Genomic DNA, 20,286 nt, shown 5'->3' on the forward strand with positions numbered 1-20,286 from the left:
CCGCCGGCTGCTCAGAGCCTGGAAAGCGGCAGCTGCATGTCGGCGAGCTGCTGCGGATCGACGCTGGTGCCGCGTTCGATCAGCCGCCGAGCAAAGCGCAGGTCGCGCGCCGAGTTCGGGCCGAGCGCTGCGGCCACCTTGCCGCCGTCGAGGAAGAACATGACGAAGCTGTCGCCCTGCGGGTCGCCGCGCGTTACCGCATGGTGTTGTGGCGCCGGCATGCCGAATATCTGGAGGTTGATGCCGTACTGGTCGGACCAGAACCACGGAAGCGGCTGGTGATCCACTTCGATGCCAAGGGCGGACCGCGCCGCCGCAATGCCCTGCTCCTGGGCGTTCTGCCACGATTCGAGCCGCATCCGGCGGCCGGCGCGTTCGCAATGCCAGACCGCCACGTCGCCCGCCGCAAGGATGTCGGGGTCGGAAGACCGGCACTGCGAATCGACCACGATGCCGCCCTCGCACGCGAGCCCCGCTTCTCGCGCCAGCTCGTCGTTGGCGACCAGGCCGATGCCGGCCAGCACCAGGTCGCAGGCCAGCGTTCGCCCGTCGCTCAGCGTCGCCCTCAGGCTCTTGCCATCCGCGTCTTGTTCCAGCCGCTCGATGCCCGTGCCCAGATCGACGCGAACGCCGCGCGAGGCGTGGAGCCGAAGCAGGTAGCCGGAGATTTCCGGCGGCACGGTGCGCTCGCACAGGCGCTCCATGGCCTCCACGACCGCGACGTCGAGCCCTTTGCCGCGGGCCGTCGCCGCGACTTCCAGGCCGATCCACCCTCCGCCGACGACCAGCAGCCGCTTGCCCGCGACGAGCGCCGCACCCAGCGCGGCGGCGTCGTCGATGCTGCGCAGCGTGAACACGCCGGGCAGGTCCGCGCCGGGAATGGCCAGCCGCCGTGCCCGGCCGCCGGTGCACAGGATCAGCCTGTCGTACCGCACGGTCTTGCCGCCGCTCAGGTGCAGTTGCTTCGTCGTCCGGTCGATGCGCGTCGCATCCACGCCGGGCCGCCAGTCGACATTCAGCGCATCGAAGGCTTCGGGCTTCTGCAGGTGCGTGGTCTCGGCCGGTGCTTCTCCGGCGAGCACCGACTTCGACAGCGGCGGGCGCTCGTACGGGCGATGGCGTTCGTTGCCGACCAGCACGACCCTGCCGCCGAAGCCCTCGGCGCGCAGCGTCTGTGCCGCCCATCCGCCGGCCTGGCCGGCGCCGACGATCGCGATCGTGCCGTCTTGCATGTGCATGGCTTTGCGCTGCGGCTCAGCCCAGCGAGAGGAACACCCGTCCGCCCTCGATCTTCACCGGGTAGGCGCGGATCGCCTCGGTCACCGGCGCGCAGGCGGGCGCGCCGGTGCGCACGTCGAACCTGCCCTGGTGCAGCGGGCACTCGATCTCGTGGCCTTCGAGAAAGCCTTCGCACAGGCGGGCGTGGCCGTGCGTGCAGATGTTGTCGGTGGCGTAGACGCTGCCCTCGACGCTGTAGAGCGCGACATCACGGCCGGCCACGGAGACGCCGATCACGTCGTCCGCCGGTACGTCGTCGAGTGCGGCGGCATCGGTCCATTGCAGATCACTCATGGCAGTCCTCAGATCGGGTAGATGACGGAGTTGGGGATCATCTCGCTGTCGTAGATGACCTGGCGCGAGGCGAACTTCAGGCCCTGTTCCGTTCGCACGACGACGTCGATGTAGCGGCCCACGCTGAACACCGTCGAGAGCTCCGAGAGCTTGGTGCGGAAGACGGCGTAGTTGGCCTCCGACTCGATGCGGCCCGGCTCGGCCTTGCGCACCACCGGCGCGCCCACCACGTGGCGCTGGTAGTACGGGTCGTGGAAGAGGGTCTCGCGGATGCCGTAGACGCGGTCCTTCAGCATGCCCTTGCTCTCGAAGGACAGCGTGGCGAGCGGAAAGCCGCGTTCGTGGTTCTCGCGCGGCTGCAGGCGGTAGCTGCAGTCTTCGGTGAAGAACTCGGGCCACAGCTCCCACTGGCTGGAACTCACCGCATGGGCATAGCCCGCATAGAGCTGCGAAAGCTCGAAGTATTCCTGGAAGTCCATCTCAAGCCTCCATCACCTTGCGCCAGTACTCGTACATGCCGCGGATCAGCGTCTCGGTGACCATGTGGTCCGTGTCGCCGACCTCGCGCCCGCCGAGCTCGGCCAGCGTGCGGTGGAAGGGCTTCTGCTCGAAGCCCTTCTGCGAGAGCTCGATCACCTCGCCGTCGTCGGCCGAGACGAAGCCCGCGGGGCCGAAGAGGTTGGCCTGCCGCAGACGGCGCTGCGTCATTTCCTCGGTGTCGTCCTCGAAGCCGAAGTGCGTCCACACGAAGTCGAAGGCGCCGGGGCCGCTGGGCTGGATGTGCCGCGTCGAGACGCTGTTGACCTGCTGCTGCAGGATCACGCTCGGGAAGAGCGTCATCATCACCGCCGTCGGGCCGCCCCACCAGGGCTCGGGCACGATGTCGAGGAAGCGGGGGTCGTTGAGCTGCATGCTTTCCTTGAAGCTCGACACCTGGGTCACCTGGTCCGCCTTGCCGCTCGCGCCGCGCGTGGAGATCATGGCCGCGTGGCGGTGGTGCCGGTCCATCTTCAGCTCCGACTTGTTGTCCGCGCGCCAGAGCCCGAAGGTCACGAACCAGGTGTGCAGCAGGCCCGGGTGGTACGGGTCCTTGATGTTCTCCTGCATGAGCTTCCAGTTGCCCGGAATGCGCTGGCGGTTGTAGCCCAGGATGGTGAGCTTGCGGCCGTTGAAGAGCCGGTCGAAGTAGCCCAGGATCTCGGGGCCCATGAAGTCTTCGAGCGACTCGACGTCGGGGTCGAAGGCCGCGAAGACCACGCCGCCGCGCCTGGCCACCTTGAGCTTGTTGAGTCCGTGGTCGGCGGTCTTGAAGTCGGCAGGCATGCCGCCGTTGACCTTGCCGTCCTGCTTCACGCCGCGCCGGAAAGGCACGCCCTGCAGGTCGCCCGTGAGCGTGTAGTTCCACTGGTGGTAGGGGCAGGTGAAGCCGCCTTCCTTGCGGTTGCCGTGCCGCTCGCGGCAGAACTGCATGCCGCGATGGGCGCACACGTTCTCGACGACGCTGATGGAGTCTTCCGCGTCGCGCACCATGATCACCGAGCGCTCGCCCACCACTGTTCGCTTGAAGTCGCCGACTTGCGGGATCTCGGCCTCGAGGCCCACGTAGCTCCAGTGGCCGCGGTAGAAGAAGCGCTCCAGCTCCTGGCGGTGCAGGTCGGCCTCGGTGTAGGCCATGAAGGGAATGCGGCTGGTGCCCTGGCTTTCCCAATGGATCTTCCGGGGGAAGACCGCCGATGTGTCGTCCATGTTCTTGTCTCCTGTGCCGGCCCTTTGGGGGGCGGCGTCGTGGGTGCGTCGATGATCCCCATTCGGGCGTCATCGCTCAATAGAATGTGATCAATAGTTCATATTGATTTCGAGAATGTGAGACGACGCGCATGGAACTCAAGGACATCGATCTCAACCTGCTGGTCGTCTTCCAGCAGTTGCTCGTCGACCGCAGGGTCTCGAAGGTGGCGAGCAGCCTCGGTCTCTCGCAGCCGGGCGTGAGCAACGCGCTCGCCCGACTGCGCAAGCTCACCGACGACCCGCTCTTCCTGCGCACGCCCGGCGGCATGGAGCCCACGCCCTACGCACAGCAGCTCGCCGAACCCACGGCGCGTGCGCTGCAGGTGATCCACGCGGCGATCAACAGCAAGGCCTCCTTCGATCCGGCCACCTCGAAGCGCGCCTTCACAGTCGGCATGACGGACATCGGCGAGATCTACTTCCTGCCCAGGCTGATGAAGGAGATCGCGCGCGTCGCACCCCACGTGTCGCTCAGCACCGTGCGCAACACCGCGGTCAACCTGCAGGACGAGATGGAGGCGGGCCACGTCAACCTCGCGATCGGCCTGCTGCCGCAGCTGAAGGCAGGCTACTTCCAGCGCAGGCTCTTCAAGCAGGACTACGTGTGCGTGTTCAGGCGCGGCCATCCGCTGGACGGCCGCAGGAAGGTGTCGCTCGACGACTTCTCGGCCGCCGAGCACGTGGTGGTGATCTCGGCGGGCACCGGCCACGGCAACGCGGACGAGTTCCTCGACCGCAAGAAGATCGTGCGCAAGGTGGTGCTGACGGTGCCGCACTACGTGGCGGTCGGCCACATCCTGCACGACTCGGACCTCGTCGCGACGGTGCCCGAGAAGCTCGCGCAGGCATTGGCCGGACCCTTCGGCCTCTCCTACGTGCGCCATCCGGCGAAGCTGCCGAGATCGCGATCAACCTGTTCTGGCACGGCCGCTTCCACAAGGACCCGGCGATCGGCTGGCTGCGCTCGCTGATCGTCGGGCTGCACGGGGAGGGGCTTCGGACGGACACCCGGCCACAGGTCCGCAGCGGCTAACCGAGCCTTAAAACGGCTAACGGGTTTTTAAAGCCCTCCCGTCAGCATCCTCGCCAGCAAACACTGGATTTCAACCCCGAGGATCTTCATGACGAAGCCAAGCCCCCTTCGAGCCGAGGCAGGAAGAAGCGCCACGCGCGCGCAACTTTCACGGTCATCGCGGTGGGCGCCGCCGTGGCTGCGCTCGCTGGTCATCGGGCTGTGCGGCAAGGGAGCTTCGGACTGGCACCCGGCCACTGGTCCACGGTGGTTAATCGAGCCTTAAAACGGCTAACAGGTTTTTAAAGCCCTCCCGTCAGCATCCTCGCCAGCAAACACTGGATTTTTCAACTCCGAGGATCTTCATGACGAAGCCGAGCCGCCTTGCGAATCGAGGCAGGAAGCGCCGCGCGCGCGTATCTTTCATATTCATCGCGCTGGGTGCCGCCTGCGCCGCCGGTCTTTCGCCGGCATGGGCGCAGATCGCGGAGGGCACCGCGGGCGAGGCAGCCTTGCCGCAATGGGGGCTCGGCATCGGCGCGAGCATGGAACGCAAGCCTTACCGCGATTTCAAGGACAAGACCCGGGCCATTCCGATCGTGGCCTACGAGAACCGCTGGATCAGCGTGGTGGCGCCGGGTGTGGACGTGAAGCTGCCGTCCGCGGGGCCTGTGTTGCTGCGCCTGCGTGCGCGCTATGCGGGCGACGGCTACGAGGCCGGCGATTCACCCTACCTCGCCGGCATGGACAAGCGCAAGGGCGGCATCTGGCTGGGCGGGGCGGCCATCTGGCGCACCGACATCGCCAATCTGTCGGCGGAGCTGCTGGCCGATGGTTCGGGCAACAGCAAGGGCACGAGGTTCGAGGTACAGGTGGACCGGCGCTTTTCCGCGGGTTCCTTCGGCTTCACGCCGCGCCTGGCGCTGCAGTGGGTCGACCGCAAGTACGTCGATTACTACTATGGCGTGAAGGCCGCCGAGGCCCGCTCCGGCCGCGCCGCGTATGCGGGCCAGGCCACCACCAGCCTCGAGGTCGGCCTGCGCGTGGACTACGCGGTGGCACCGAAGCAGACGATGTTCCTGGACCTGGGCGCGACCCGCTTCGGCAGCGGCATCAGGAACAGTCCGCTGCTCAGCCGCTCGAGCCAGACCAGCGTGCGCGCCGGATACGTCTACAAGTTCTGAGCGTCGGGGTGCGCCGTTGCCGCAGGGAACACGATGCGCACGGCGAAGCCCCGCCCGTCCAGCCCATCCCCCGGTTTCGATCGTCGCGTGATGCAACTGGGCGATGCCGGCCACCAGCGACAGGCCGATGCCGCTTCCGCGCGCCGAGGTGCCGGCGGCCCGGTGGAAGCGCTCGAAGATCGCCTTGCGCTCCGACGGCGGCACGCCGGGGCCGTCGTCGGCCACTTCCAAATACACCTTTCGCGCCTGTCCCGGCGCATCGGCCGGCCGGTGGCCGCAGCCGACCCTGACGCGGCCGGCTTTGGAGGTGTAGCGCAGCGCGTTGTCGATCAGGTTGCGCAACAGGATGCCCATCTCGTCGATGTTGCAGCGGATGGTGCACTTGCGTATGTCGATCAGGATCGAGCGCTCCTGCTGCAGCGCATGGGCGTCGAAGTCGCGCGTGACGTGCAGGACGAGATCGCCCAGGTCCGCCAGCGTGTGCTGCGGCGCATTGGCACCCGCGTTCAGGCGTGCCAGGTCGAGCAGCTGCTCCGACAGCCGCGAGCTGCTCTGCGCCACGCGAAGCAGCTTGGTCAGTGCCACGTCCTTGTCGGCCGCGGTGCCCGCGCGCAGCGCGATCTGGGCCTGTGCCTGCAGCGCGGCCAGCGGCGTGCGCAGCTCGTGCGCCGCATCGCCGATGAAGCGGCGCTCGCCCTCGATCGATTCGGCAAGCTGCAGCAGCAGATGGTTGAACGACGCCACCAGCGGGTGAAGCTCGCGGGGCAGGGCGTCCGCCGACAGCGGGGTGAGATCGAACCTGCGGCGGCTGCGCATCGCGGCTTCCAGCGCCGCCACCGGCTTCAGCGAGCTATGCACCACCATCCACACGAGTCCACCCACTGCCAGCAGCAGGATGGACGTGCGCACCAGGCCGGTCAGCGCGTTGTTGCGGACTTCGGCATCCACCACGCTGTGGAGATTGCCGACCTGCACATGGATGCGGCCCGTGGAGTCCGAGACCGAATAGACGCGCCAGCGCTGTCCCGCGATCTCGGTGGTGGCGGGGCCATCCTCGAAGCTGGGCTGCAAGGGGGTGGCCGGCGCGCCTGGCGAGGGCACCGCGAGCTGCCGCCGGTCGATCCAGACCTGGAACGCCAGCTTCTCGCTCTGCGCCAGCGCCGGGTTGCGCAGCCGCAGGGCGGGCCCCGTGACCGTCAGGTCGGCGTCGGCGGGAATCGTGGTGAGCAGCCGGGTGGCGATGGTCTTGAGCTTGTCGTCCCAGGTGCTCGTCTTGTTGTGGGTCAGGTAGGCGAACAGCAGCGCGAGGGCCACGATCCAGCACAGGACGATGGTCGCGCCGATCATCGCGACCATGCGCGCATGCAACGACTTCGGCTTCACGGCGAAGGCTGGCCGACGACGTAGCCCTGGCCGTGCACCGTGCGGATCAGGTCGTCGCCGAGCTTGCGGCGCAGCTGGTGGATGAACACGGCGATCGTGTTGCTCTCGACCACGCTGGCGGTTCCGTAGACCACGTCCTGCAACTGGTCGCGCGTGACGACGTGGCCGGGGCGCTCGAGCAGGGCGGTCAGCGTGCGGTACTCGTGCGCGCTCAGCGGCACCGTGACGCCGGCCCTGGTAACCACCCGGCGGCTGCGGTCGACCTCGACGTCGCCGCGCGAGAACACGGGTATCACGCGTCCCTGGCTGCGGCGAATGACCGAACGCACGCGGGCCCATAGTTCGTCGAACTGGAAGGGCTTGACGAGGTAGTCGTCGGCGCCCGCGTCGAGTCCGTGGATGCGCTCGCTCAGCTGGTCGCGTGCCGTGAGGATCAGCACGGGGGTCGGGTCGTAGCGGCTTCTCATCGACCGCAGCACCGTCAGCCCCGATTCCCCGCCCGGCAGGCCCAGATCCAGCAGCACGGCGGCATAGGCGTGATCGATCAGTGCGACGCGGGCGGCCGACGCACTGCCGACGCGGTCGATCGACCAGCCGCCCTGCCGCGCGCCGTCGCACACGGCTTCTCCCAGCATGTCGTCGTCTTCCACTAGAAGCAGGTGCATGGGGCAGGATCTTTGGTGGCCGAAGGGCGGCAGGCCGGATGATGGCCGGGGATTATTAGTATCTTTTTAAGAGCCGCGGCGCTGCAACGCAGCCGAGGCCGCACCGCCGCCGGCCGACTGGTTGGCTGGCCGGTCGACTGCAGTCGCTGCTACAGCTGGTCCGTCGGCACGAACCACGAGAACAGCAGCAGCTGCAGCCGCGTCAGCATGCTCGAATCGGGTTCGCTGTCGAGCACCTCGTTGTCGACGTCGCCGGTGCCCACCCACTGCACGTTCTGGCCGTCGGGCTTGAGCGTGACGCGGTAGACGCCCTCGATGTCGTCGAGCTGGTAGGCGAAGAGCAGCGCCTGGGTCAGGTCGAAGCTGCGCACGCGCACGCCGAACTCGGTGTTCAGCCGGGCGGAGCGCGGGTCGAGGTTCATGGAACCGAGTAGCACCCACTGCCTGTCGACCAGCGCCAGCTTGGCGTGCAGCCGCCCGCGTGCCTTCTTGAGCAGCGTGCGGAACTGGTCGCTGCGCTTGAGCTGCTGCGTGCTCACCTCGTAGAGGTTCACGCCCAGCTTGAGCATGTCGACGCGGTAGCGGTTGTAGTTGATGTTGACCAGCGGCTCGTCGCTGTCGGCCAGCGAATTGGTGATGACGGTGATGCTCACGCCGAGCTCGCGGCCCATGCGGATGCGCTCCATGCCCTCGTCGCCCGGAATGAAGTAGGGCGAGATCACCACCACGCTCGAACGGGCCGTCGCCAGCATCTCGTGGAAGCGCTGCGCGAGCGGCTCGACGGGGTGGGCCATCACGCCCAGCGCCTTGTTGGGGCTGTCGGCGGAGGCGTGGGCCTCGGCGCGCATCCACTTGGCCTCGCCGATGTCGGCGAGTTGGGCGCCCAGGGGCGGATCGCCGAGCACGTCGGAGACCGGCAACGGGTCGGGCGGCGGGGCATGGGCGGGGGAGGTGGCTTCCTCGAAGTCATCCTTCAGCGCCTGCGGCGTGCGGCTGGTGCCGGCCACCCGCTGCAGGGGGTAGACCACGTCGCTGTTCCAGTAGGTGTCGAAGATGGCGGCGGATTCGGCACCACGGGGCCGGCCAGCAGCAGCTCGAAATCGATGAAGTTCGCGCTGTCGCTGCGCAGGAAGTATTCGTCGGCAAGGTTGCGGCCGCCCGCGATGGCCATGGCGCCGTCGGCCACGAACAGCTTGTTGTGCATGCGGTGGTTGAGCCGGCGGAAGTCGGTGAAGAACTCCAGCCAGCGCCCGGAGGAGTGGTCGCGGGCGTTCACGAAGGGGTTGAACAGCCGCACCTCGGCATTGGGCTCGGCGGCCAGACCGAGCAGCAGACGGTCCATGCCGGCCGTGTAGAAGTCGTCGAGCAGCAGCCGCACGCGCACGCCGCGGCGGGCGGCGTTGCGCATCTCGCGCAGCAGCAGGCGGCCGGTCTTGTCGTTGCCGAGCTGGTAAGTCTGGATGTCGAGCGACGACCTGGCGCGGCGCATCAGCTCCAGCCGGGCATCGAGCGCGAAGGAGGCCTCGATCAGCGGCCGCATGCTGCTCAGGCCGTCTGGCGGGGTGTTGAGGGCTATGGCCGCTCGGCCCAGGTCGGTGGCCGGCGAGGCCGCGATGGCCAGCGTGGGCGCCTCGGGCGTGCGCGGAGGAAGGCCGGCGCAGCCGGTGAGCGCGGCGGCAGCCAGGAAGGCCATCAGCCGCAGAGCCGGACCGCGCAGAGCGGGAAACAGAAGGGCGATGAGCTTGAGCATGAGGGCTGCCGACGCACGGGGGCGTGCGGGCGGCATCGTAGCCGCTTCGCGTTCGCGCAGAAGACGCAATTTCGCAACGCAACGCCCTTCGCTCAGGGCGGTGATTCTGGGAAGCGGAAATTTGTCACGCCTAAAATGCGAATCGTTCTTATTAATTTGTAGAGGAGCGGAGCGGGATGAAGAGGTTGGTGGCGCGGCGCAAGGCTGCATCGGTGCTGGCGGGATGCCTGGCGATCTATACACAGCAACAGGTGCTGGCCCAGGCGACGAATGAGGCCTCGCTGCCGGAAGTGCGGGTCGATGCCGGGGCCGAGACGGCGACCACGCCGGTGATCGGCTACCGCGCGAAGAACGCCGTCACCGCCACCAAGACCGACACGCCGCTCGCGGAGACGCCGCAGTCCGTCACGGTGGTCACCCGGGACCAGATGGTCGACCAGGGCGCGGCCAACCTGCAGGATGCGCTCACCTACGCCGCCGGCGTGCGCTCCGACGCCTACGGCATCGACTCCCGCTCGGACGGCTTCCTGATCCGCGGCAGCGAGCCGACGATCTACCTCGATGGACTGCAGACCTACTCCTCCGGCTGGTACACCGCCACCGCCCGGCCCGACCCCTACACCCTGGAGCGCCTCGAGGTGCTGCGCGGGCCCGCGGGCATGCTCTTCGGTGCGGGCAATGCAGGCGGCGTGGTCAACATGGTCAGCAAGCGGCCCCAGCAGGAGGCGTACCGCGAAGTGGGCGTGCAGCTCGGCTCCTTCGGCCGCAAACAGGTGCAGGCCGATCTCACCGGTGCGCTGACCGCGGACGGCGACTGGTCCTACCGGCTGGTGGCGCTGCAACGCAAGGCCGACACCCAGGTCGACTACGTTCCGGACGACCGCTCGCTCATCATGCCGTCGCTCACCTGGCGGCCGAACGCCGCTACCTCGCTGACGCTGCAGGCTCTGTGGCAGAAGGACAAGACCGGCAGCACCGCGCAGTTCTTCCCGTGGCAGGGCACGGTCCTGCCGAACATCAACGGCCCGCTGCCGTCGAGCCGGTTCATCGGCGAGCCTGGCGACGGGTACGACACGGAGCGCAAGACCTTCGGCTGGCTGTTCGAGCACAAGTTCGACGACCGGTGGACCTTCCGGCAGAACTTCCGCGCGTCGCGCACGTTCAACGACTCGCACTACCACTACGCCGATTCCTTCTCGGTGCCTGGCGGCTGGTCGCTCGACCCGGTGGGCCAGCGCATGCTCGGGCGCTACAACGACAAGTCTCTGGCCTGGACCAGCATGTCGGGCATCGACAACCACGTCGAGGGCCACTTCGACACCGGCGCGGTGCGCCACACGCTGCTCGTGGGCGCCGAGTACTCCCGCCAGCGCCAGGACAAGACCGAAGGCTCGGTGTACAGCTCCATCGATGCCTATGCGCCGGTCTACGGCATCGGCTACGTGCCGGTCACCGAACTGGCGCGCAAGCCCCGCACCACGCAGCGCAATGCCGGCATCTACGTGCAGGACCAGATGAAGTGGAACAACTGGATCTTCGTGGCCGGACTGCGCCATGACCGGAGCACCGCCGGCACGGCGGGCAGCGCATCGGAGACGACCAGCGCCACCTCGCGCCGCCTGGGCGTGATGTACACGCTGCCCTCCGGCTGGTCGCCTTACCTGAGCTACACCGAGTCCTTCACCCCGCAGGCGGGCACCGACGTCGACGGCAAGCTCTTCAAGCCGCTGCGCGGCGAGCAGGTGGAAGCCGGCGTCAAGTACCAGCCCCAGGGCTCGCCCACCAGCTTCACGGCCTCCGTGTACTCGCTGAAGGAAAAGAACCGCACGGTGTTCGACCGCACCAACCCGGACTACGGCCGGCAGGTCGACGCGACGAAGAACAAGGGCGTCGAACTCGAGCTCAAGACCACCCTGGCGCGCGACTTCGACCTCATCGCCAACTACACCTACATCGACGTCGACCACAAGCTCACCGACACGCCGCGCAACCAGGTGTCTGTGTGGGGCAAGTACCGCTTCTCGATCGCGGGCGTGCCCGGCTTCTCGGCCGGCGCCGGCGTGCGCTACATGAGCGGCTTCCGAGACGTGGACGGTGCCAGCGCAGGGCCGTACGTGTCGTCGGTCGCCCTGCTCGACCTGATGCTCGCCTACGAGTCGGCCAAGTGGCGCTACGCCCTGAACATCAACAACGCGACCGACAAGACCTACTTCAGCACCTGCCTCGCGCGCGGCGACTGCTGGTACGGCGCGCGCCGCAACATCGTCGCCAGCGCGACCTACCGCTTCTAGAAACCATTTCTTCGACAGAGCAGCCACGACATGAACAGCCGAAAGATCAAGACCTGGGCCTGGGTGCACAAGTGGAGCAGCCTCGTGTGCACGGTGTTCATGCTGCTGTTGTGCATCACCGGCCTGCCGCTGATCTTCCACCACGAGATCGGCCACCTGCTGGGCACCGAGGTCGAGGCGCCGAAGATGCCGGCGGATACGCCGCGCGTCAGCCTCGACCGCGTGCTCGAGGTGGCGAAGGCCAGGCATCCCGACCGGGTGGTGCAGTTCGCCTCGCAGCCCGAGGACGACGACGGCCTCTGGTTCGTCACGCTCACGCCCACGCCGGAACCCACGGACGACTTCAAGTCGGTCGCGGTCGATGCGCGCACGGGTGCCGTGCTCGCCCAGCCGAAGTTCGACGAAGGCTTCATGTACGTGATGTTCAAGCTGCACGTCGACCTCTTCGCGGGGCTGCCGGGCAAGCTGTTCCTAGGCTTCATGGGCCTGCTGCTGCTGGTGGCCGTGGTCTCGGGCGTGGTGCTGTATTCGCCCTTCATGCGCAAGCTCGACTTCGGCACGGTTCGGCGCGAGAAGCGCCCGCGCCTGAAGTGGCTCGACCTGCACAACCTGCTGGGCATCGTCACGCTGGTATGGGTGTTCGTGGTGGGCGCCACCGGCATGATCAACACCTGGGCTGACCTGGTCATCAAGTACTGGCAGTACGACCAGCTCAGCGCGCTGCTCACGCCCTACAAGAACGAGCCCGTCGTGGCGGTGAACGAGCGCGCCTCGGTGCAGCGTTCGATGGAAGTCGCGCTGCAGGCCGCGCCCGGCATGAAGCTGTCTTTCATCGCATTCCCGGGCACCTCGTTCTCGAGCCCGCACCACACGACCTTCTTCCTGCGCGGCAACGAGCCCTTCACGTCGAAGCTGCTACAGCCCGTGCTGGTCGATGCCAAGACGGCCGAGGTGACCGCCTCGCCCAAGCTGCCCTGGTACCTGTGGGCGCTGTTGGTGTCGCAGCCGCTGCACTTCGGTGACTACGGCGGCATGCCGATGCAGATCATCTGGGCGCTGCTCGACATCGCGACCATCATCGTGCTGGGCAGCGGCCTGTATCTCTGGCTCAAGCGAGGCAACACGGTGCCTTCGGCCTCCAGGAAGGCGAAGGAGCACGAAGAGCGGAAGCCGGCCGAGCCCGTCGGCGTCGCGCAGCCCGAGCCGGCCGCGGCACAGAAGGGCCAGGCATGAAGCAGCAGCATCACGGTTTCTGGCACATGTGGGGCTGGCCCGTCGTGCTGGGCGTGCTCACCACCTTCGGGTTGATCTCGGCGCTCTTCAGCGATGGCGGCCTGGGCGACATCCTGGCCTGGATCGCGCTGGGCATTCCGTGCCTGGCGTGCGTCTGGTACGGCTGGTGCAGGCGGCCGGCCGACAAGGCCGGCGAGTCCTAGTTTTCCCTGAGAGTCGCGCCACTGCGACACGCTCGGCCTGCGCGCCAAAGCAGAATCGGCGCGATGAAGAATCTCGCGCCCGTCGCATTCACCGCCGCCGGCTTTCTCCTCCTGATCGCTGCGCCGCCGGCCGCACGGGCGCAGCAGGATCAGCCCCCGACCGACCCGGGTGCAGGCAGCAGCAACGGCGCGAGCCTGCGCGAGATCACCGTGACCGTGCCCCGCGGCGAGGTCGCGCCGTTCAACGTGCCCGGTTCGGTCGACCGCGTCGACGGCAGCGAGATGCGCGACAGCCGCCTGCAGGTGAACCTGTCCGAAGGCCTCGGCGCGGTGCCGGGGCTGCAGGTGCAGAACCGGCTGAACTACGCGCAGGACCTGCAACTGTCCATCCGCGGCTTCGGTGCGCGCTCGACCTTCGGCGTGCGCGGCGTGCGGCTGTATGTCGACGGCATCCCAGCCACCTTGCCCGACGGGCAGGGCCAGACCTCCAACATCGACATCGGCTCGCTCGACCGCATCGAGGTGCTGCGCGGGCCGTTTTCCGCGCTCTACGGCAATTCGTCCGGCGGCGTGGTGCAGGCCTTCACCGCTTCGGGCGAGGGGCCGCCGCGCCTGTCGTATTCGCTCGCGGGCGGCAGCTTCGGCACCTGGCGGCAGTCGCTGCAGCTCAGCGGGTCGCAGGGCGCGGTGGACTATCTGCTCGGCGCGAGCCGCTTCCACACCGACGGCTGGCGCGAGCACAGCGCCGCGAAGCGCGACATCGCCAACGGCAAGCTCGGCATCGCGCTGGACAACGGCGACAAGCTCACGCTGGTGTTCAACAGCGTGCGCATCGACGCGCAGGACCCGCTGGGCCTCACAGCCGACCAGTACGCCCTGGCGCCGCGCAACGCGCCGCTGGCCACGCAGTACGACACCCGCAAGACTGTCGAGCAGACGCAGGCCGGCCTGCTCTACGAACATCGCATCGATGCCACGCAGGGCCTGCGGCTCATGGTCTACGGCGGCCAGCGCAAGACCGTGCAGTTCCAGTCGATCCCGCCGTCGGCGCAGCAGAACCCGTTGCACACGGGCGGCGTGATCGACCTCTCGCGCCAGTACGGCGGCGTCGACCTGCGCTGGAACGCCGCCCTCACGCTGGCGGGCCGGCCCTTCGACATCGTGGCCGGCCTGGGCTACGACAGCCTGCGCGAGAAGCGCCGAGGCTACGAAAACTACCTGGGGCCGGTGTCGGCGCCGGTGCTCGGCGTGCAGGGACGGCTGCGGCGCAACGAGCGCAACGAGGCCTGGAACCTCGATCCCTACGCGCAGGCCACCTGGCGGCTCACCGACCGCTGGACGCTGGAGGCCGGCGTGCGCCGCAGCAGCGTGCACTTCGATTCGCAGGACCGCTACATCGTCGGCACCAACCGCGACGACAGCGGCAGCGCGCGGTACAGCAAGACCCTGCCCGTGGCTTCGCTGCGCTACCAGGCGACTCAGGACCTCGCACTCTACGGCTCGATCGGCCGCGGCTTCGAGACGCCGACGCTGAACGAGCTTTCCTACCGGGCCAACGGCGCGAGCGGCCTCAACTTCGCACTGCGGCCATCGGTGAACGACAGCGTCGAGATCGGCGCCAAGGCGCGGCTGGCCGGAGGACTGCTCACGGCCGCGCTGTTCCAGACCCGCACGCGCGACGAGATCGTGACAGACACCAACGTCGGCGGCCGCGCGACATTCCAGAACGCCGGCAGCACGAAGCGCAACGGCTTCGAGCTGGGCTGGCAGCACGAGACCGCCAATCACTGGCGCACGCAGCTTGCCTACACCTGGCTGGACGCCACCTACCGCGACGCCTTCTGCTCGCCGTCCCCGTGCGCCGCTGCGAACAGGGTGGCGGCGGGCAACCGCATTCCAGGCATCGCGCGGCAGTCGCTGTTCGCGTCGCTGGGCTGGGTGCCGCCCGAAGGCTGGCGCGCGGGCATCGAGATGCGCGCGCTCGGCCGCATCCAGGCCAACGACGCCAACACCGCGAGCGCGCCGGGCTATGCCGTCGCGGCGGTGTATGCGGGCTATCTGAAGAAATGGGAGCGCTGGGAATTCAACGCCTTCGCGCGCGTCGACAACCTGTTCGACCGGCGCTACGTCGGCTCGGTGATCGTCAACGAAGGCAATGCGCGCTATTACGAGCCTGCGCCTGGCCGCAACTGGACGGTGGGGCTGAGCGGCGCCTACCGCTTCTGAAGCCCCACCTTTTTTCCGCTCAGCTTACTTGAGGCCGGCTGCTGCGCGCAGTGCCGGTGCCTGCGTCGTCGCTTCCCAGGTGAACTCGGGCTCCTCGCGGCCGAAGTGGCCGTAGGCGGCGGTCTTCTGGTAGATCGGGCGCAGCAGGTCGAGCATCTGGATGATGCCCTTCGGACGCAGGTCGAAGTGCTCGCGCACCAGTTCCGCGATCTTCTCGTCGGGGATGACGCCCGTGCCTTCGGTGTAGACCGTGATATTCATCGGCTGTGCCACGCCGATGGCGTACGCCACCTGGATCTGGCACTGGCGCGCCAGGCCGGCGGCCACGATGTTCTTGGCGACGTAGCGTGCGGCGTAGGCGGCCGAGCGGTCGACCTTCGACGGATCCTTGCCCGAGAACGCGCCGCCGCCGTGCGGGCAGGCGCCGCCGTAGGTGTCGACGATGATCTTGCGGCCGGTGAGGCCGCAGTCGCCTGCGGGCCGCCGATGACGAAGCGGCCGGTCGGGTTGATCAGGTAGCGCGTGTTCTGCAGCCACTCCTTGGGCAGCACGGGCTTGATGATCTCCTCGATGATCGCTTCGTTGAACGAAGCCTTCATCTTGGTGGGCGTCTCGCTCTGGTCGGGGCTGTGCTGGGTGGAGAGCACCACGGTGTCGATGCTGTGGGGCTTGCCGTCCACGTAGCGCATCGTCACCTGGCTCTTGGCGTCGGGGCGCAGGAAGGGCAGGCGGCCGTCCTTGCGCAGCTGGGCCTGGCGCTCGACGAGGCGGTGCGCGTAGTAGATGGGCGCGGGCATCAGCTCGGGCGTTTCGTCGCAGGCGTAGCCGAACATCAGGCCCTGGTCGCCGGCGCCGGTGTTCAGGTGGTCGTCCGATGCGTGGTCGACGCCCTGGGCGATGTCGTTGGACTGCTTGTCGTAGCAGACCATCACGGCGCAGCCCTTGTAGTCGATGCCGTACTCGGTGTTGTCGTAGCCGATGCGCTTGATGGTGTCGCGCGCGACCTGGATGTAGTCGACGTGCGCGTTGGTGGTGATTTCGCCGGCCAGCACCACGAGGCCGGTGTTGGTCAGCGTTTCGGCTGCCACGCGGCTGCGGGGGTCCTGCTCGAAGATCGCGTCGAGGATGGCGTCCGAGATCTGGTCGGCGACCTTGTCGGGATGGCCTTCGGAGACGGATTCGGACGTGAAGAGGAAGTCGTTCGCCATTTGTTCAAAACTCCTTGAATGACTTGGCGCGTTGCCAACTCTGCGGAGCTCTGGCGAACGCTTTAGCAGATGCCGATTTCTCGACCCGGCACAATCGCATTGCTGCGCTTGTGTTTGTCGCCCTGCAAGTTGTTCCGTAACTCGGCGACAATTTGCATTCTATTCGAGCCGCGCAATACCATGCGCGCGCGTCCGTGTTTTGACCCCCTCCCGTATTCGATGATCACCCTGTTCCGCCTGCTTGCCCGCGTGCCGATGCCGCTGATGCATCGGCTCGGTGCATTGCTGGGCTGGCTGGTCTGGTGGAGCGCGCCCGGCTACCGCCGCCGCTTCAAGGCCAACGCCGAGAGCGCGGGCTTCGGCCCCGAGCAATACCGTCCCGCCATCGCCGCGGCCGGCAAGATGGCTTCAGAGCTGCCGTGGCTCTGGCTGCGGCCCCAAGGGGAAACCGTGCTGCATCGCGTGGTGCGCTGGGAAGGCATCGAGGCCTTCGAGGCCGCCATGCAGGCGAAAAAGGGCGTCATCCTCGTCGCGCCGCACCTCGGCAGCTGGGAGATGTGCGGCCAGGCAATCGGCGAGCGCTTTCTCTCCACCTACGGACCCATCACCGCACTGTTCCGCCCGGCCCGCAAGAAATGGATGGCCGACCTGATCGCCGCCGGCTCGCGCGACAGGCCCGGCCTGCAGACCCTGCCCACCAACAACACCGGCGTGCGCGGCCTGATCCGCACGCTGCGCAGCGGCGGCTACACCGGCATCCTGCCCGACCAGGTGCCCCCGCTGGGGCAGGGCGTGTGGGCGCCTTTCCTGGGCCGCCCGGCCTACACCATGACCCTGCTTCCCCGACTCGCGCAACAGACCGGCGCGGCCTGTTTCCTCAGCGTGTGCGAACGCCTGCCGAATGCGGCCGGCTACGTGATCCGCTTCGAGCCCATCGTCGGCACCGCACTGACCGACCCGTCCGCACCCATCGAGGATGCCGCTGCCGCGATGAACGATGCCATCGGCCGCCTCATCCACAGCCTGCCGGGCCAGTACGTCTGGGACTACGCCCGCTACAAGGAGCCGCGCGCCGAGCGCGTGGTTGCCGCCGCCGGGGAGGCCGCATGAGCCTCGGTTCCCGACTCGGCATCGGCTTCATGCGGGTGATCGCGCCGCTGCCGCTGCCCGTGGTGCGCGGTTTCGGTGCGTTCCTCGGCCGCATCCTGCACACCGTCGCAGTGCCGCGGCGGCGCGTGGTCGACACCAACCTGGCGGTCTGCTTCCCCGAGAAGTCGGAAGCCGAGCGCCGCGCGATCGCGAAAGAGACCTTCGTCTACGTGGCGCAGTCGTGGCTGGACCGCGGCTGGCTCTGGCATGCGCCCGAGAAGACGGTGGCCAGCCGGCTGAAGATCGTCGGCGCGGCCTCGGAGATCCGCGAGATCGCGCGCGGCGACGAGCCCATGATCCTCTTCGCGCCGCATTTCTACGGCCTCGACGCGGCAGCCACCGCGCTCACGATGCACACGGCGCGCCCCTCGGCCACCATCTACACGACCCAGCGCGACCCCATGATCGACGCCTGGATCCGCGAGGGCCGCACCCGCTTCGGCGACGTGGCGGCGCTCAACCGGGTGGACGGCATCAAGCCGGTGCTGCAGGGCCTGCGCAAGGGCGGCCTGCTGTACCTGCTGCCCGACATGGACTTCGGTCGCGACCAGACCATCTTCGTGCCGTTCTACGGCGTGCAGGCGGCCACCGTGCCGTCGCTCTCGCGCTTCGCGCGGCTGGGCAAGGCGAAGGTGGTGCCGGTGGTGGCAAAGCTCACGCGCGAGGGCTACGAAATCGAGATCCTGCCGACCTGGCAGAACTTTCCGACCGATGACGTCGAGGCCGACACGGCGCTCATGAACGAACGGCTGCAGGGGTATATCGACACGATGCCTTCGCAGTACTACTGGGTGCACCGGCGGTTCAAGACCCGCCCCGAAGGCGAGCCTCCCATCTACTGATCGACGCGGCCCTCAGGGGTTGCGCTGCAGGAAGCCCTCGATCTCGCGCGCGACCAGCTGCGGCTGCTCGTGCACGATCCAGTGCGTCGCGTTCGGCACTTTCTTGATCTCGAGCTTGGGCACGTATTCGTCGAGCCCTTCGAGCAGGCCGGGCAGCAGGGCCGCGTCGTCGAGCGCCCAGAACACGAAGGTCGGCACTTCCACCACGAGCCGCTCGCGCGGCAGCACGGGGATGCCGTCGATCGTCTGGCCGGGCAGCGGCGGCTTCATGGGCGTCACGCGGTAGAGGTTGCAGGCGCCCGTGAGGCCCGCGCTCCAGACCTCGCGGTATTGCTGCTTCACTTCCTCGGTGAGCCAGCCGAAGCCGTCGGGACCGGCCTTCATCAGCAGGAAGAAGGGCCACATGCGCTTGAAGTCGTCGGCAGCGAGCAGCGCCTCGGCGTCGGGGCGCGCGAGGAAGTTCATGTAGGCGCTTGCCTGCTGCTGCGCCGGATTGTTGCGAAGCTCGCGGGTGAAGGTGCCCGGGTGCGGCGAATTGATGATGACCAGCTTGCCGACCTGCTGCGGGAAGGCGTTGGCATAGCCCCAGCCGAAGGCGCCGCCCCAGTCGTGGGCGACCAGCGCGGCCATGGTGCCGTCGGCGCTCTCGGTGGCGGCGAGCTGCTGGATGTCCTGGATCAGCAGATGCGGCTTGTAGGCGGCCACGTCGGTCGGCGAGCTCGACTTCTCGAAGCCGCGCAGGTTGGGCGCCACGCAGCGGTAGCCGCCATGGGCGGGGTCCGAGAAGTATTCGAGCAGTTCGTCCCAGATGAAGGCGGCCTCGGGGAACCCGTGGAGGAACACCATCAGCGGCCGGCCCGGCTGGCCGGCGGCGCGGCAGCTCAGGGTGGTGCCGTTGGGCAGGCTGCGTTGGAATGTCTCGATCATGCTTCTTGTCTCCTTCGGGTTGACTGGCGTCGCTATTGTTTTGATAGTGAACTTCGCAGATGGGACGGTCGGTGCAGCCTGCCGGATCGTCAGGCGCCTTCCGGTGGCGGCGGTGGCTCGGGCTCGGCGGCCGGTGCGTCGGCGCCCTCCGGGTGCACCCAGCGCCACAGCAGCTCCGCCGCCTCGCCCACGCCTTGCTTCTTGAGGGCCGAGAACAGTTTCACCTCGCCGCCGCCGGCCTGCAGTCGCGTAATGGACAGCACCTTGGCGCCCTCGCTGCGGGTGAGCTTGTCGGCCTTGGTCAGCAGCACGAGGAACTTCAGGCCTTGCTGCACGCGCGGACGGATCACGTCGAGCAGGATCTCGTCGAGCTCGGTCAGGCCGTGGCGCGGATCGCACATGAGCACCACGCCGCGCAGGCTCTCGCGCGTCATCAGGTAGTTGCCCATCACGCGCTGCCAGCGCAGCTTGGCCTCGCGCGGCACGGCCGCATAGCCGTAGCCGGGCAGGTCGGCGAGCACCGCGTCATCGACCTTCTGCTTGCCGATGCCGAACAGGTTGATGTGCTGCGTGCGGCCGGGCGTCTTGGAGGCGAAGGCCAGGCGCGTCTGCTGCGTCAGGGTGTTGATGGCGGTCGACTTGCCCGCGTTGGAGCGGCCGACGAAGGCGATCTCGGGCAGATCCAGGGGAGGCAGGTGCTCCAGCTGCGGGGCGCTGGTGAGGAAGTGGGCGGTGTGGAGCCAGCCCAGCGCCGCACGTTCGCGCTCGGCGACCTGGGGGTCCGCGGCGGGCGCCGCGCGGGGAGGATAGGCTGCGGGCTTTGCGCGCGGGAAGGGCATCTACGGACTTTCGA

General features: G+C 68.0%; 17 protein-coding genes and 3 pseudogenes. 8 read left to right on the top strand and 12 right to left on the bottom strand.

Annotated features, from left to right (window positions below; all coding sequences use genetic code 11):
- Positions 1-11 precede the first annotated feature (11 nt).
- The 4 genes from ACHMXA_RS09460 to ACHMXA_RS09475 are packed head-to-tail and all read right to left on the bottom strand — an operon-like array spanning position 12 to position 3,318.
- Positions 12-1,232 (bottom strand): NAD(P)/FAD-dependent oxidoreductase, encoded by a 1,221-nt coding sequence (locus ACHMXA_RS09460; protein WP_395321271.1) that lies wholly within the window; start codon positions 1,230-1,232, stop codon positions 12-14.
- A 22-nt stretch (positions 1,233-1,254) separates the two neighbouring features.
- On the bottom strand, positions 1,255-1,572 hold the full coding sequence (locus tag ACHMXA_RS09465) for a non-heme iron oxygenase ferredoxin subunit (protein WP_395320369.1): 318 nt from the start codon (positions 1,570-1,572) through the stop codon (positions 1,255-1,257).
- An 8-nt stretch (positions 1,573-1,580) separates the two neighbouring features.
- A complete protein-coding gene (locus ACHMXA_RS09470; protein WP_395320371.1) occupies positions 1,581-2,051 on the bottom strand; it encodes an aromatic-ring-hydroxylating dioxygenase subunit beta in 471 nt (156 codons plus the stop codon).
- Between the two features lies 1 nt (position 2,052).
- Positions 2,053-3,318, bottom strand: coding sequence for an aromatic ring-hydroxylating dioxygenase subunit alpha (locus tag ACHMXA_RS09475; RefSeq protein WP_395320373.1), 1,266 nt, complete (start codon positions 3,316-3,318; stop codon positions 2,053-2,055).
- 131 nt (positions 3,319-3,449) lie between these two features.
- Between ACHMXA_RS09475 and ACHMXA_RS09480 the strand changes: the two are divergent.
- Positions 3,450-4,393 (top strand): annotated as a pseudogene (locus tag ACHMXA_RS09480) (LysR family transcriptional regulator).
- Positions 4,394-4,688: 295 nt separating this feature from the next.
- Here ACHMXA_RS09480 and ACHMXA_RS09485 read toward each other — a convergent pair.
- Entirely contained in the window at positions 4,689-4,919 is a 231-nt protein-coding gene (locus tag ACHMXA_RS09485; RefSeq protein WP_395321432.1) for a hypothetical protein, read from the bottom strand.
- Here ACHMXA_RS09485 and ACHMXA_RS09490 point away from each other — a divergent pair.
- Positions 4,918-5,556 (top strand): MipA/OmpV family protein, encoded by a 639-nt coding sequence (locus ACHMXA_RS09490; protein WP_395321273.1) that lies wholly within the window; start codon positions 4,918-4,920, stop codon positions 5,554-5,556. The genes ACHMXA_RS09485 and ACHMXA_RS09490 overlap by 2 nt on opposite strands.
- A 132-nt stretch (positions 5,557-5,688) precedes the next feature.
- Here the strand turns inward: ACHMXA_RS09490 and ACHMXA_RS09495 are convergent.
- The 4 genes and pseudogenes from ACHMXA_RS09495 to ACHMXA_RS09510 form a co-directional block, all read right to left on the bottom strand.
- Positions 5,689-6,912: pseudogene (locus tag ACHMXA_RS09495) on the bottom strand (sensor histidine kinase); the annotation flags it as partial.
- Positions 6,913-6,935: 23 nt separating this feature from the next.
- A complete protein-coding gene (locus ACHMXA_RS09500; protein ID WP_395320375.1) occupies positions 6,936-7,604 on the bottom strand; it encodes a response regulator transcription factor in 669 nt (222 codons plus the stop codon).
- Between the two features lie 149 nt (positions 7,605-7,753).
- A complete protein-coding gene (locus ACHMXA_RS09505) occupies positions 7,754-8,632 on the bottom strand; it encodes a phospholipase D-like domain-containing protein (RefSeq protein ID WP_395320377.1) in 879 nt (292 codons plus the stop codon).
- Positions 8,578-9,354, bottom strand: coding sequence for a phospholipase D-like domain-containing protein (locus ACHMXA_RS09510; protein WP_395320379.1), 777 nt, complete (start codon positions 9,352-9,354; stop codon positions 8,578-8,580). Before ACHMXA_RS09510 ends, ACHMXA_RS09505 begins: the two co-directional genes overlap by 55 nt.
- 176 nt (positions 9,355-9,530) lie before the next feature.
- Between ACHMXA_RS09510 and ACHMXA_RS09515 the strand changes: the two genes are divergently transcribed.
- From ACHMXA_RS09515 to ACHMXA_RS09530, 4 genes are all read left to right on the top strand, one after another.
- The gene (locus tag ACHMXA_RS09515; protein ID WP_395320381.1) at positions 9,531-11,645 is read left to right on the top strand and encodes a TonB-dependent siderophore receptor; all 2,115 of its coding nucleotides are present in this window, start codon (positions 9,531-9,533) and stop codon (positions 11,643-11,645) included.
- A 30-nt stretch (positions 11,646-11,675) separates the two neighbouring features.
- Entirely contained in the window at positions 11,676-12,878 is a 1,203-nt protein-coding gene (locus ACHMXA_RS09520) for a PepSY-associated TM helix domain-containing protein (protein WP_395320383.1), read from the top strand.
- Positions 12,875-13,081: a hypothetical protein gene (locus tag ACHMXA_RS09525; protein WP_395320385.1), complete on the top strand. Its 207-nt coding sequence runs from the start codon at positions 12,875-12,877 to the stop codon at positions 13,079-13,081. The genes ACHMXA_RS09520 and ACHMXA_RS09525 overlap by 4 nt, the downstream gene beginning before the upstream one ends.
- A gap of 63 nt (positions 13,082-13,144) precedes the next feature.
- Positions 13,145-15,307, top strand: a complete 2,163-nt coding sequence (locus tag ACHMXA_RS09530) for a TonB-dependent receptor domain-containing protein (protein WP_395320387.1) — start codon at positions 13,145-13,147, stop codon at positions 15,305-15,307.
- A gap of 24 nt (positions 15,308-15,331) precedes the next feature.
- On the opposite strand, the pseudogene metK reads toward ACHMXA_RS09530, so the two are convergent.
- Positions 15,332-16,515: pseudogene (metK, locus tag ACHMXA_RS09535) on the bottom strand (methionine adenosyltransferase).
- Positions 16,516-16,734: 219 nt separating this feature from the next.
- Between metK and ACHMXA_RS09540 the strand changes: the two are divergent.
- Complete coding sequence (locus ACHMXA_RS09540; RefSeq protein ID WP_395320389.1) at positions 16,735-17,625, top strand: lysophospholipid acyltransferase family protein; 891 nt, start codon at positions 16,735-16,737, stop codon at positions 17,623-17,625.
- Complete coding sequence (locus ACHMXA_RS09545; protein ID WP_395320391.1) at positions 17,622-18,506, top strand: lipid A biosynthesis acyltransferase; 885 nt, start codon at positions 17,622-17,624, stop codon at positions 18,504-18,506. The genes ACHMXA_RS09540 and ACHMXA_RS09545 overlap by 4 nt, the downstream gene beginning before the upstream one ends.
- 12 nt (positions 18,507-18,518) lie before the next feature.
- Here the strand turns inward: ACHMXA_RS09545 and ACHMXA_RS09550 are convergent, their stop codons facing one another.
- Positions 18,519-19,433 (bottom strand): alpha/beta fold hydrolase, encoded by a 915-nt coding sequence (locus tag ACHMXA_RS09550; protein ID WP_395320393.1) that lies wholly within the window; start codon positions 19,431-19,433, stop codon positions 18,519-18,521.
- A gap of 89 nt (positions 19,434-19,522) precedes the next feature.
- Positions 19,523-20,272 (bottom strand): ribosome biogenesis GTP-binding protein YihA/YsxC, encoded by a 750-nt coding sequence (yihA, locus tag ACHMXA_RS09555; protein WP_395320395.1) that lies wholly within the window; start codon positions 20,270-20,272, stop codon positions 19,523-19,525.
- Positions 20,273-20,286 lie beyond the last annotated feature (14 nt).

The organism is Variovorax sp. UC74_104, from assembly GCF_044055375.1.
Taxonomy (GTDB): domain Bacteria; phylum Pseudomonadota; class Gammaproteobacteria; order Burkholderiales; family Burkholderiaceae_C; genus Variovorax.